The following is a 12,269-nucleotide window of genomic DNA, read 5'->3' on the forward strand; positions in this document are numbered from 1 at the left end:
AAGGAAATTACGATGAAAAAATTAATCTTACCCTGCCTGATGAGTGCTGTTTTGACATCCACTGTTGCCTGGGCGGAACAACCCGCTACACCGCAAAAAGCAAACAAACCTTTTACGATGGGTGTTGTGGTTAAGGTGGGAGGCATTCCCTGGTTTAACGTAATGGAACAAGGTATTAAGGAAGAAGGAAAAGCATTAGGCGTTAATGCCTGGCAAGTGGGGCCGACGACGGCAGACCCGGCTGAACAGGTCCGCGCCATCGAAGATTTAATTGCTAAAAAAGTCGATGTGATTGGCGTAGTGCCAAATGACGCGAAAGTCCTGGAGCCTGTTCTGAAGCGCGCGCAGGAAGCGGGTATTAAGGTCATTACGCATGAGTCGCCAAACCAGGCGAATGCTGACTGGGACTTTGAATTGCTTAACACCCAGACAATGGGTGCCAACCATATGAAAGATATGGCGAAATGCATGGGTGAAGAAGGAAAGTACGCCATGTTCGTGGGAAGCCTCACAGTGCCGCTGGTGAATGACTGGGCCGATGCCGCTATCGCATATCAGAAAGAGCATTATCCGAAAATGACGCTGGTTGAAGATCGCTTTGGCGTGGCGGAATCGGTAGATGATTCGATGCGTACTGCGAATGACCTGATGTCAAAATATAAAGATCTCAAAGGGATCATGTCATTTGGTTCGCAAGGTCCGATTGGCGCAGGCCGCGCAATTGATAAGCGTAAGAAAAACGACGCGATTTGCGTATTTGGTACATTCACGCCGGGACAGGGAATTAAGTTGCTGGAAAAAGGCGCCATTGATGGCGGATATATTTCTAATCCGATGACGGCGGGCAAAGTCTTTGTTCAGGTCGCCACGGCGATGATGAACGGCGAACCGATTAAGGATGGCGTAAAACTTGGCGATATGGGGCAAATTAACGTTCAGAACAATACCATTCTGAGTGATAACCCTGAAAAACTCGATCTTGAAAATACGCAACGTTTAGTGAAGTTAGGTTTGTAATTTTAGGTTTCATCACCGGGCCCGTCGTGGCCCGGATATCCTTTAGTCGTTCAGGAGCCGCAGATGACCCATATTGCAGAGCGAAATGCAGATGTGCCGTTAGTGACGTTGAAATCGCTGACTAAAAGCTTCGGCGGTCATCAGGCATTAAAAAATATTGATCTCACGCTAAATAAAGGTGAAGTCCACTGCCTTGCGGGGGCGAATGGTTGTGGCAAAAGCACGTTAATAAAAACGTTGAGCGGCGTTTATACCCCGGATACCGGTAGTGAAATTATCATTGATAATAAATCGTGGAGCAGACTTTCACCCGATAAAGCGCGTGAGTTAGGCATTCAGGTTATTTACCAGGATCTCTCTTTGTTTCCTAACCTGACGGTAGCTGAAAATATTGCCTTTGAATACAACCTGAAAGGGTATTTGCGCTGGCATAAAAAATCCCACCTGAAAGCCGTATCGCAGAAAATTATTCAGGAACTGAATTTTAATCTCGATGCAGATGCGCTGGTTCAACATTTGCCTATTGCGCAGCGCCAGCAGGTGGCGATTTGCCGTGCGCTGGTCGCAGAAGCCCGACTGGTTATCATGGATGAACCAACGGCTTCGCTTACCCGCACCGAAGTGAACCAGCTATTACGAACGGTGAATTATCTCCGTGATAAAAATATCACGGTGGTTTTTGTCAGCCACCGACTGGATGAAGTCAAAGAAATCTCCGACCGTATTACGGTGATTCGCGACGGTGAAATTATCGGAACCTGGGCGGCAGATCTATTGTCGCCGGGACGGATTACTGAACTGATGACCGGCAGAACGATCGTTCATCAGAAAAAATTACCGAATAGTATTGGTGGGAAAGTCGTTCTTGAACTGAATAAATTGAGCCGTAAAGGACAATTTGAAGATATTTCCTTCCAGCTTCACCAGGGGGAAGTGCTGGGATTATGTGGCTTATTAGGGTCAGGGCGAACAGAACTGGCATTGAGCCTTTTTGGTATTACCCACCCAGACAGTGGGGATGTTTATCTGGATGGGAAGAAGGTTGTGATTAAAGATAATACGCAAGCCGCGAAGTTGGGTATTGCTTATGTCTCTGAAGATCGCCTGACGCTGGGGGCCGTTTTACCGCAATCGGTCAGTGATAATATGGTGCTCTCGATCCTGAACCGGTTAAAAACACCCTGGCAATGTATTGATGAAAAGCGCCAGGAGACCCTTGTTAAGGAATGGATTCAGGATCTGGATATTAAAGTCACCGATCCTGATAACCCGTTGTCCACGCTTTCTGGCGGTAACCAGCAAAAAGTGGTGTTGGCGAAATGGATTTTGACTCGCCCGAAAGTATTGATTCTCGATGCGCCAACGGTAGGCGTTGATATTGGTGCGAAAGACAGTATTTATCAGCTTATCCACCGGCTTTCCGGTGTCGGTATCTCGGTGTTGCTGATTACTGATGAAGCGCCAGAAGCGTATTACAACTGCGATCGTATTTTCCATATGCAGCGCGGAAAGATTATTAACGAACTGCTGCCTTCTCTCTATACCGAACAACAACTCGCAGAGGTGATTAATGGCTAGTGTATTGCAGCCCCGGTTTCCACGTTCGGTCGAAGGATGGCTGGGCTGGGTTATTGTCCTGATGCTGGCGCTTTTTTCTCTGATGAGCGATGAGTTTCTGTCGATTCAGAATTTGCTGGACCTTACCGAAAGCTATGCCGTAACGGGGATTTTCGCCCTCGGTTTGTTTGTCGTACTGGTGACGGGAGGCATTGATATTTCGTTCGCAGCTGTCGCTTCCGTGGTGCAGTACATTGTGGCGTCGCTGTTGTTGAATGAGGCGATCGCGAATCCGCTGCTGTGCCTTGGGCTGGCGATTGTGCTGGGCGTCCTGTTTGGCCTGATTAACGCGATCCTTATTTATTACCTCAATGTGGTTTCCATCATTATCACTATCAGTATGCAATCACTGCTATTTGGCATGTTGATGTGGCTGACAAATGGTCACAGCATTTACGACTTGCCTGACTGGTGGGTGACCCAGCGATCCCTTTTCAGCTTTGGGTTTGAGGGGGAAGTTTATCAGGTTGGGCTGCCGTTGGTGGTGATGCTGGGCATGGCCTGCTTCACCTGGGTTGTGATGAATAAAACCCACATTGGACGTCAGCTTTATGCCGTGGGCGGCAGTACTGAGTCGGCGCGGCGTATTGGGATTCGGGTTTCACTCATTTATCTGTTCGCCTATGGCTATCTTGGCGCTGCGGCCGCGATTGGGGGAATGCTTCAGGCTTATCGTATGAGCGAGGTCGTGCCCAATGCGTTGGTGGGAGGGGAACTGGATGTACTGGCTGCCGCGGTGTTAGGGGGGGCGAGCTTATCCGGTGGTCGCGGGTCAGTTATTGGCACGTTGATGGGGGTGTTCCTCATCGGCATTCTGAAAAATGGTCTCAACCTGGTAGGTGTCTCCAGCTACTTCGTCAACATCGTCATCGGGGTGGTCATTGTCTCGGCAATTTGCGTCACTCACTACAAAAAACGTAAAGAAACGGACGTTGGATTCGTCTGACAGGGGGCTTGAAATGAAAAAACAGGCATATTTACCAATTGATGGCACCAGCTCCGGTTTACTGGCGATATGTTTTATCGCGGTAGTGGCATTTAGTGTGGCGATGCCCGGACGTTTTTTTACCGATAATACTTTTCTGAGTATTGCCTTCCAGTTGCCAGAACTGGGGCTGCTCACCTTCGCAATGTTTGTCCCTATGCTGAGTGGCGGGTTGAATCTGGCGATTATCGGCACGGCGAATTTGACCAGTCTGTTTATGGCCTGGCTGTTAATCCAGTATGTGCCTGCTGAGGCGTCTACCGGCCTGCAGTTGTGGTGGTTATTTCTGGCGATGCTGGGCGCGATGATGATCGCCATCGTGATAGGCGCTATCACGGGGATCATTATTTCCCGGGTGGGGGCGCACCCGATTCTGGTCACGCTGGGCAGTATGACGATTATCAGCGGCATTGGCATTTATCTTACCAAAGGGGCAGCTCTCAGTGGGATGCCACCCATTGTCCGCAGTATGGGGTCGGAAGTGATTTATGGCGTGCCGGTTCCCATGGTGATTTTTATTGTCACGACGATCATGCTGGCACTGTTCCTCGGAAAAACCCGCACAGGGAAGGTTATTTACATGTGCGGCAGCAATATCAATGCTACCTGGTTTAGTGGTATTCGGACCGACCGTGTACTGATGGCTATTTATGCCATATCCAGCCTGCTTTGCGTGCTGGCTGGACTCATTATGCTGGCCCGCTTTAACTCTGCGCGTATGGGCTATGGCGATTCTTATCTACTGCTGACAGTGCTGGCCATTGTTCTTGGCGGCACCGACCCATTCGGTGGAGTGGGTAAAGTCGGGCATGTCTTCTGCGCGCTGTTAGTGCTCCAGGTTATTGCCACCGGGCTCAGCCTGTCAGGACTGAGTCTGCATTTCAATCTGGCTGTATGGGGAATAACGTTGATTGCCGCCCTGGCCTTTAAGTTCTTCAAACAAAAATGGCAGGCGCGGCGTGCCATGAATAACAGCCTGAAAGCATTTCAACAACAACTGGCCACTCGAGAGGGAAATAATGCGTAGCCATCCATTAGGTATTTATGAAAAGGCGCTTCCCCGGAACACCAGTTGGGTAGAAAAACTGGCGCTGGCGAAATCATGCGGGTTTGATTTTGTTGAAATGTCAGTCGATGAAAGTGAAGAGCGGCTGGCTCGTCTGGACTGGTCGCTTGCCGAACGCATGGAAATTATTAGCGCCATTCAGAAAACCGGCGTGCGTATTCCGACTCTGTGTTTATCGGCTCACCGCCGGTTCCCGTTCGGTAGTCACGATAGCGACACCCGACAGCAAGCGCGAACGATCATGCAAAAAGCATTACGGCTGGCGCAGGATTTGGGTATTCGAACCATCCAGCTTGCCGGGTATGACGTCTATTACGAGCCGCAGAATGATGACACTATCGCCTCGTTTGAGGATGCGATGGCCTGGGTGGCGGAGCAGGCTGCGGCCGCACAGGTGATGTGTGCTGTGGAAATTATGGATACACCCTTTATTAACTCCATCAGTAAATGGAAAGTGCTGGATGAAAAAATCAATTCTCCGTGGTTTACCGTTTACCCCGATGTCGGCAATCTCACTGCATGGGGTAATGAGCTGGAAAGTGAGTTGGCAAAAGGTATCGACCGGATTGCCGCCATCCATCTCAAAGATACCTTTCCGGTGACGCCGGATTCGCCTGGGCAGTTTCGCGATGTTCCCTTTGGTGAAGGGTGTGTAGATTTCGTTAAGCTTTTCAGAATATTGCGTCGTCTGAACTATAGAGGGACTTTCCTGATTGAAATGTGGACAGAAAAATCCCCTGAACCGTTACTGGACGTTATCCACGCGCGCCAGTGGATAGAAAGTAAGATGCAGGCGGCGGGGTGGTATGACGAGCGTTCGTTTATCGCGAGATAAGGAGAGGACGATGAACCATTACTTTATGGGCATTGATTTGGGCGGCACCGTCACCAAAGCGGGGATCTACACTGCCGAGGGGAGAGAAATCACGGTGGCGGCTCAGACCTTATCGTTACTCAGCCCACAGGCAGGATTCTGCGAACGCGATATGGATGCCCTTTGGGCGGCAACGTGTGAGGTTATCCGGCGTGCGTTGGCTGAAAGTCATCTGTCGGCGGAACACATTACCGGAATCGGTTTTTCTTCACACGGCAAAGGACTTTATCTGGTCGATAAGTCAGGAAGGCCAGTACGCAACGGGATTGTCTCTTCGGATTCCCGGGCGCAGTCTCTGGTTACGGCCTGGAAAGCGCAGGATATCGACCGTCTGGCGTATCCGCATAGCTTTCAGCAGTTATGGCCTTCACATCCTGCGGCATTGCTTAGGTGGCTGAAACAGCACGAACCGGAACGTTACGCGCGTACGGGTTATGTGTTGATGGCCCACGATTATATCCGTTATCGTTTGACGGCTGAATTCACCTGTGAAGAAACCAATATTTCGGGAAGTCAGTTATTTAATTTACAGCGGAATGATTTCGATCCTGCGCTGTTCACCCTGTTCGGCATTGAAGAGATGATGGACTGCATGCCGAAGGTGATTGGTTCCGCTGAGCTGGCAGGGGTTGTCACAACGGACGCCGCTGCATCATGCGGATTAAAAGCAGGAACGCCGGTATTTGGCGGGGTGTTTGATGTCGTTGGCGCGGCAATGACTTCCGGCGTTTATGACAGTACGCAGCTCAGTGCGGTTGCCGGAACGTGGTCGATTGCCACCCGTGTTTTTAATGAAATCATCCCGGCAGACTATCCGTATGTATGGGGTAAATTCAGTATTCCGGGGCACTATTTCGCTCACGAAGGCAGCCCCACCTCCGCCAGCAATCTGACCTGGTTTATTCAGCACTTTTTACCGGCAATGCAGGATGACCATGACACGCTTAACCAGTGGGCGGCGCGTGGGTATGAGAAACCCGACAGCATTCTGTTTTTCCCCTGGTTGTACGGTTCGAATTATGATGACTCACTGAGTGGCGGATTCTTCGGGTTGGGGGGGCACCACGACGCGGCAGACATTGTTTACGCTATCTATCAGGGGATAGTGTTCTCGCACTTACTGCATCAGGACAAACTGTTGCAGCTCGGAGACGGTACTCAAACGATTCGTTTCACCGGCGGCCCTACGCATTCACGTATCTGGATGCAAATGTTTTGCGATGCCAGCAATTTGCCGCTTGAAATTGTCGACGTTGAGCAGTCTGGTTGCCGGGCGGCGGCGATGTGTGCGGCTGTAGGCACAGGTGATTATCCTGGGTTTGAGCAGGCAATTAAAGCGACCCTGCCACCGGTGATTCGTCTGGAGCCGGATGCGAAGAAACACCGTATGTTGCGTAGCCGTTTCGAACGGTTCAGGCGTATCGCCGACGCGCTGAGTACCGTCGAACATGAGTAACGACCTGTTTCAGTCTTATCACTGCCTGGCGTTAAGCCGGGCTTTTTTATGTAAAAAAAAATGCGGACCGTCGGTCCGCAAAAGTTCACGTTGGCTTTAGTTATTTGGGTATGAGAGAGACTCTCAGAACGGGCAGTGGCTTCAAGGGTTAAACGAGACCGCTCCGTTTCTGTGATGGATTATCAGACAGAAAGCTTGATAGGGATAATCGTTCGTTGCTATGCTACCTATCGCCATGAACTATCGTGGCGATGGAGGATGAATAATGAATATTCGTGATCTTGAATACCTGGTGGCATTAGCCGAACATCGCCACTTCCGGCGCGCGGCGGACTCCTGTCACGTCAGCCAGCCAACGCTGAGCGGTCAAATCCGCAAGCTGGAAGATGAACTGGGCGTGATGCTGCTGGAGCGTACGAGTCGTAAAGTGCTTTTCACCCAGGCAGGTTTACTGCTGGTGGATCAGGCACGCACCGTGCTGCGTGAGGTCAAAGTGCTCAAGGAGATGGCAAGCCAACAGGGCGAGACCATGTCAGGCCCGCTGCACATTGGTTTGATTCCCACTGTTGGTCCTTACCTGCTGCCGCATATTATTCCGATGCTGCACCAGACTTTCCCGAAGCTGGAAATGTATCTGCATGAAGCGCAGACCCATCAGTTGCTGGCGCAACTGGATAGCGGCAAGCTCGATTGTGTGATTCTGGCGCTGGTGAAAGAAAGTGAGGCATTTATTGAAGTGCCGCTGTTCGACGAGCCAATGCTGCTGGCGATCTATGAGGATCACCCGTGGGCGAATCGCGACTGCGTGCCGATGTCCGATCTGGCAGGCGAAAAACTGCTGATGCTGGAGGACGGTCACTGCCTGCGCGATCAGGCGATGGGTTTCTGCTTTGAAGCCGGTGCTGACGAAGACACCCACTTCCGCGCGACCAGTCTGGAAACGCTGCGTAACATGGTGGCGGCGGGAAGCGGTATTACGTTGCTGCCGGCGTTGGCGGTTCCACAGGAACGCAAGCGCGATGGCGTCGTGTATCTGCCCTGTATTAAGCCAGAGCCACGTCGCACGGTAGGACTGGTTTATCGTCCGGGTTCACCTCTGCGCAGTCGCTATGAGCAACTGGCAGAGGCCATCCGTGGTGCGATGGATGGCCATTTCGACAATGCGTTAAAAAAGGCGGTTTAAGCCATTTAGCGCGGCGACCCGATAGGCTTCCGCCATGGTCGGATAGTTAAAGGTGGTGTTAACGAAGTACTCAATCGTGTTACCACCACCTTTCTGTTCCATAATCGCCTGACCGATGTGAATAATCTCGGCAGCGCGCTCGCCAAAGCAGTGAATTCCCAGAATTTCTTTTGTTTCCCGATGAAACAAAATCTTCAGCGTGCCCACGTTCATGCCGACGATTTGCGCACGCGCCAGGTGTTTAAACTGGGCTCGTCCCACTTCGTAAGGCACTTTCATCGCCGTCAGTTGCTGTTCGGTTTTACCCACGGAACTGATCTCGGGAATGGTATAAATCCCGGTTGGGATATCTTCAATCAGATGCGCGTTCGCTTCTCCTTTCACCAGCGCCTGGGCGGCAATGCGCCCCTGGTCGTATGCCGCGGATGCCAGGCTCGGGTAACCAATCACATCACCTACCGCGTAAACATGTGGCAGCGCGGTCTGGTACATGCTGTTGACCTTGAGTTGACCACGGCTGTCGGTTTCCAGACCGATATTCTGTAACGCCAGGGAATCGGTATTCCCGGTACGACCATTGGCATACAGCAGGCAATCGGCCTTCAGTTTCTTACCGGACTTCAGGTGCATGATCACGCCGTCATCGCAGCCTTCGATCTTCTCATACTCTTCATTGTGACGAATGACGACGCCACTGTTCCAGAAGTGGTAAGAGAGGGAGTCGGACATCTCCTGATCGAGGAACGCCAGCAGACGATCACGGGTGTTGATGAGGTCAACTTTGACTTCCATTCCGCGGAAAATCGACGCATATTCGCAGCCGATCACCCCGGCGCCATAAATAATGACGTGGCGAGGTTCGTGGTGCAGGCTGAGGATCGAATCGCTGTCATAAATGCGCGGGTGCGAGAAGTCCACATCTGCCGGATGATAAGGGCGCGAGCCACAGGCAATGACAAACTTCTCTGCCGTCAGGGTCTCAACCGTACCATCATGGCATTCCAGCGCCAGCGTGTGTTCGTCAACAAAATGGGCGTTGCCCTGCAAGATTTCACAGTGATTACGCTCATAAAAACCCTGTCGCATCCGTGTTTGTTGATTTATCACGTTGTCGGCATGGTTGAGAATATCGGCGAATGAGGAACGGAGCAGGCGGGAATGATCGCTGTAAAGAGGATTCTGATTGAATTCGATAATACGACTGACTGCGTGACGGAGCGCTTTCGACGGGATGGTGCCCCAGTGGGTGCAACCGCCGCCAACGTTATGATAACGCTCGATAACGGCAACGCGAGCTCCTTGCTTAACCAGACCCATTGCAGCACCTTCGCCGCCGGGGCCGGAACCTATTACTATGGCATCGTAATCGTAGGAATGTGGCATGGTAAGGCTTACCTGTTCTTATACATAAAAGCAACAGAATAGTAACATCATTGCCGGGATAACCCAATTATCGTTGTGCTTTTTTGCGAAGCTGAAGCACAAACTGCGCGTAAACAATCATTCACAAAGCGGAAGAAGCAGATTAACTTTGAACTCTGGTATAGTGCCAGACAAGACATTTGGAAGGATTCAGACATCGTGATGGGCGTTAGAGCGCAGCAAAAAGAAAAAACCCGGCGTTCGCTGGTTGAGGCCGCATTTAGTCAACTAAGCGCGGAGCGTAGCTTCGCCAGTCTCAGTTTGCGTGAAGTTGCGCGTGAAGCGGGCATTGCGCCGACCTCGTTTTATCGTCATTTCCGTGATGTTGATGAACTTGGCCTGACCATGGTCGATGAAAGCGGTCTGATGTTACGACAATTGATGCGCCAGGCACGTCAGCGTATCGCCAAGGGCGGGAGTGTGATCCGCACCTCGGTCTCCACATTTATGGAGTTCATCGGTAACAACCCCAACGCCTTCCGTTTATTATTGCGTGAACGTTCTGGCACCTCAGCGGCTTTCCGTGCCGCCGTTGCGCGAGAAATTCAGCACTTCATCGCGGAACTTGCGGACTATCTGGAACTCGAAAACCATATGCCGCGTGCGTTTACTGAAGCGCAAGCCGAAGCGATGGTGACGATTGTTTTCAGCGCAGGCGCCGAGGCGCTGGACGTGGGCGCGGAACAGCGTCGGCAGTTAGAAGAGCGACTGGTATTGCAGCTGCGCATGATTTCGAAAGGCGCGTATTACTGGTATCGCCGTGAACAAGAGAAGATGCCCCTTATTCCGGGTAACGTGAAGGAAGAGCAATGAAACAGTCAGTTCAGGATAAAGGTACGCTGTTGCTGGCGCTGGTCGCTGGCTTGTCGATCAATGGCACATTCGCGGCGCTGTTTAGCTCCATCGTGCCGTTCTCTGTATTCCCGATTATCTCGCTGGTGCTGACGGTGTACTGTCTGCATCAACGTTATCAGAATCGCACCATGCCTGTGGGGTTACCGGGCCTGTCTGCCGCCTGCTTTATTCTCGGCGTTCTGCTTTACAGCACCGTGGTGCGCGCGGAGTATCCGGATATCGGTTCCAACTTCTTCCCGGCGGTTCTGTCGGTCATTCTGGTCTTCTGGATCGGGGTGAAAATGCGTAACCGCAAGCAGGAAGTGTCGGAATAAGCGCTGTGGACCGGATGAGGCGCGGCGCGTCATCATCCGGTACCGGAAATTACTTCGCCGTCAACAACACCCCACATTCCATATGATGCGTATACGGAAACTGATCAAACAGCGCCAGGCGTGAGATGTTATGCGTCTGGCTTAACGTTTCCAGGTTCTTACACAATGTCTCTGGGTTACATGAGATATAGAGAATGCGCGGGTAGGCCTGCACCATTTTCTCCGTCTCGCTGTCCAGACCGCTGCGGGGCGGATCGACAAAAATCGTTTCGCACTGATAGCTTTTCAGATCGATGCCCTGCAAGCGGTTAAACTCGCGTACGCCGTTCATCGCCTGCGTAAACTCTTCCGCCGCCATGCGGATAATCTGCACGTTATCAATCTGATTCGCCGCAATGTTGTATTGCGCGGCGGCAACCGATGGCTTGGCGATTTCGGTCGCCAGTACGCGCTCAAAGTTGCGCGCCAGCGCGAGTGAAAAGTTGCCATTTCCGCAGTACAGTTCAAGCAGATCGCCTTTCGATTCGCGGGTGACATCCAGCGCCCACTCCAGCATCTGAATGTTCATTGCCGCATTGGGCTGCGTAAAACTGTTCTCGACCTGACGATAGACCATCTCTTTGCCCGCGACCGGCAAGCGTTCGTCGATGTAATCCTGGTCCAGCGCGATTTTCGTTTTCGTCGCGCGACCAATCAAATGCACATTCAGGTTCTGCGCACGCAGCGCATCGCGCAACGCTTCGGCGGCTTCACGCCACTCATCGTCCAGCTTTTTATGATACAGCAGCGAAACCACCGCCTGATTGCTCATCGTGGTGAGATAATCAATCTGGAACAGCTTATGGCGCAGTACGCGGTTGTCGCGCACGCCTGCGATCATCGCGGTCATCAACTGGTTGATCAGTTCACTCGCCGCCGGGAAGCTGTCGACGCGGATCCGGCTTTTGCTCTGCTGGTCAAAAATGATGTGATACAGGTCGTCACCGTCGTGCCAGATGCGGAACTCCGCACGCATACGGTAGTGACTGACCGGCGAGCGAAACACTTCCGGAACCAGGCCAGAAAAGGGCGCCATCATACTCTGCAAGCGCACCACTTTCTCGGCGAGCTGCGCGTCATACTGTTCTGTCGGAAGGTGTTCGGGGGTCATGATGTATCCTGAAAAATATAAGTACGCGGGGATTGTAGGGATTGCTCAACAGATGTCCAGACATTGATGACTTCCGATATTTAACAAACGCGCTGGACAGTAAGATGTTACAAACTGTAGCATCCGTGTGCCGGTCCTGTGAGTTAATAGGGAATCCAGTGTAAATCTGGAGCTGACGCGCAGCGGTAAGGAAAGGTGAGATGAGAGCGTAAGCAGACACTGCCCCTGGGCGGGAAGTCTTCATTTCTATTATCCCTGACGGGGATACCTTCCAAGCCCGAAGACCTGCCGGCTAACGTCGCAACTGGTTTTCATCATCGCGTACTATCG

Annotated in this window: 11 protein-coding genes and 1 riboswitch; of the genes, 9 read left to right on the forward strand and 2 right to left on the reverse strand. The window is 51.8% G+C overall.

What is annotated here, in order from left to right; all coding sequences use genetic code 11:
* Positions 1 to 12 precede the first annotated feature (12 nt).
* From I6L53_RS01210 to oxyR, 7 genes are all read left to right on the forward strand, one after another.
* Positions 13 to 1,017, forward strand: coding sequence for a substrate-binding domain-containing protein (locus I6L53_RS01210; RefSeq protein WP_042325643.1), 1,005 nt, complete (start codon positions 13 to 15; stop codon positions 1,015 to 1,017).
* A gap of 63 nt (positions 1,018 to 1,080) precedes the next feature.
* Positions 1,081 to 2,595: a sugar ABC transporter ATP-binding protein gene (locus I6L53_RS01215; protein WP_042325644.1), complete on the forward strand. Its 1,515-nt coding sequence runs from the start codon at positions 1,081 to 1,083 to the stop codon at positions 2,593 to 2,595.
* A complete protein-coding gene (locus I6L53_RS01220) occupies positions 2,588 to 3,580 on the forward strand; it encodes an ABC transporter permease (RefSeq protein WP_042325647.1) in 993 nt (330 codons plus the stop codon). Before I6L53_RS01215 ends, I6L53_RS01220 begins: the two co-directional genes overlap by 8 nt.
* 13 nt (positions 3,581 to 3,593) lie before the next feature.
* The gene (locus I6L53_RS01225; protein ID WP_042325649.1) at positions 3,594 to 4,646 is read left to right on the forward strand and encodes an ABC transporter permease; all 1,053 of its coding nucleotides are present in this window, start codon (positions 3,594 to 3,596) and stop codon (positions 4,644 to 4,646) included.
* Positions 4,639 to 5,520: an L-ribulose-5-phosphate 3-epimerase gene (locus I6L53_RS01230; RefSeq protein WP_042325651.1), complete on the forward strand. Its 882-nt coding sequence runs from the start codon at positions 4,639 to 4,641 to the stop codon at positions 5,518 to 5,520. Before I6L53_RS01225 ends, I6L53_RS01230 begins: the two co-directional genes overlap by 8 nt.
* Positions 5,521 to 5,530: 10 nt before the next feature.
* Positions 5,531 to 7,015: an FGGY-family carbohydrate kinase gene (locus I6L53_RS01235; RefSeq protein WP_042325653.1), complete on the forward strand. Its 1,485-nt coding sequence runs from the start codon at positions 5,531 to 5,533 to the stop codon at positions 7,013 to 7,015.
* A 265-nt stretch (positions 7,016 to 7,280) separates the two neighbouring features.
* Complete coding sequence (gene oxyR / locus I6L53_RS01240; protein WP_042292657.1) at positions 7,281 to 8,198, forward strand: DNA-binding transcriptional regulator OxyR; 918 nt, start codon at positions 7,281 to 7,283, stop codon at positions 8,196 to 8,198.
* Here oxyR and sthA read toward each other — a convergent pair.
* Positions 8,181 to 9,581, reverse strand: coding sequence for a Si-specific NAD(P)(+) transhydrogenase (gene sthA, locus I6L53_RS01245; RefSeq protein WP_042325654.1), 1,401 nt, complete (start codon positions 9,579 to 9,581; stop codon positions 8,181 to 8,183). The genes oxyR and sthA overlap by 18 nt on opposite strands.
* A 198-nt stretch (positions 9,582 to 9,779) precedes the next feature.
* On the opposite strand from sthA, the gene fabR reads away from it, so the two are divergent.
* Together fabR and I6L53_RS01255 are read left to right on the forward strand one after the other, a co-directional pair.
* The gene (gene fabR / locus I6L53_RS01250) at positions 9,780 to 10,433 is read left to right on the forward strand and encodes an HTH-type transcriptional repressor FabR (protein WP_084196680.1); all 654 of its coding nucleotides are present in this window, start codon (positions 9,780 to 9,782) and stop codon (positions 10,431 to 10,433) included.
* Positions 10,430 to 10,789, forward strand: coding sequence for a YijD family membrane protein (locus tag I6L53_RS01255; RefSeq protein ID WP_042325658.1), 360 nt, complete (start codon positions 10,430 to 10,432; stop codon positions 10,787 to 10,789). Before fabR ends, I6L53_RS01255 begins: the two co-directional genes overlap by 4 nt.
* A gap of 49 nt (positions 10,790 to 10,838) precedes the next feature.
* On the opposite strand, the gene trmA is transcribed toward I6L53_RS01255, so the two are convergent.
* The gene (gene trmA, locus I6L53_RS01260; protein ID WP_042325661.1) at positions 10,839 to 11,939 is read right to left on the reverse strand and encodes a tRNA (uridine(54)-C5)-methyltransferase TrmA; all 1,101 of its coding nucleotides are present in this window, start codon (positions 11,937 to 11,939) and stop codon (positions 10,839 to 10,841) included.
* Between the two features lie 114 nt (positions 11,940 to 12,053).
* Positions 12,054 to 12,246: riboswitch (cobalamin riboswitch) on the forward strand.
* Positions 12,247 to 12,269 lie beyond the last annotated feature (23 nt).

This window comes from Citrobacter farmeri (assembly GCF_019048065.1).
Taxonomy (GTDB): domain Bacteria; phylum Pseudomonadota; class Gammaproteobacteria; order Enterobacterales; family Enterobacteriaceae; genus Citrobacter_A; species Citrobacter_A farmeri.

What these genes read in the sequence shown, in the direction of transcription:
- I6L53_RS01215 (WP_042325644.1), top strand. Translation starts at nt 1,081, where the DNA reads ATGACCCATATTGCAGAGCGAAATGCAGATGTGCCGTTAGTGACGTTG.
- oxyR (WP_042292657.1), top strand. Translation starts at nt 7,281, where the DNA reads ATGAATATTCGTGATCTTGAATACCTGGTGGCATTAGCCGAACATCGC.
- I6L53_RS01225 (WP_042325649.1), top strand. Translation starts at nt 3,594, where the DNA reads ATGAAAAAACAGGCATATTTACCAATTGATGGCACCAGCTCCGGTTTA.
- I6L53_RS01220 (WP_042325647.1), top strand. Translation starts at nt 2,588, where the DNA reads ATGGCTAGTGTATTGCAGCCCCGGTTTCCACGTTCGGTCGAAGGATGG.
- I6L53_RS01235 (WP_042325653.1), top strand. Translation starts at nt 5,531, where the DNA reads ATGAACCATTACTTTATGGGCATTGATTTGGGCGGCACCGTCACCAAA.
- I6L53_RS01255 (WP_042325658.1), top strand. Translation starts at nt 10,430, where the DNA reads ATGAAACAGTCAGTTCAGGATAAAGGTACGCTGTTGCTGGCGCTGGTC.
- I6L53_RS01230 (WP_042325651.1), top strand. Translation starts at nt 4,639, where the DNA reads ATGCGTAGCCATCCATTAGGTATTTATGAAAAGGCGCTTCCCCGGAAC.
- sthA (WP_042325654.1), bottom strand. Translation starts at nt 9,581, where the DNA reads ATGCCACATTCCTACGATTACGATGCCATAGTAATAGGTTCCGGCCCC.
- trmA (WP_042325661.1), bottom strand. Translation starts at nt 11,939, where the DNA reads ATGACCCCCGAACACCTTCCGACAGAACAGTATGACGCGCAGCTCGCC.
- I6L53_RS01210 (WP_042325643.1), top strand. Translation starts at nt 13, where the DNA reads ATGAAAAAATTAATCTTACCCTGCCTGATGAGTGCTGTTTTGACATCC.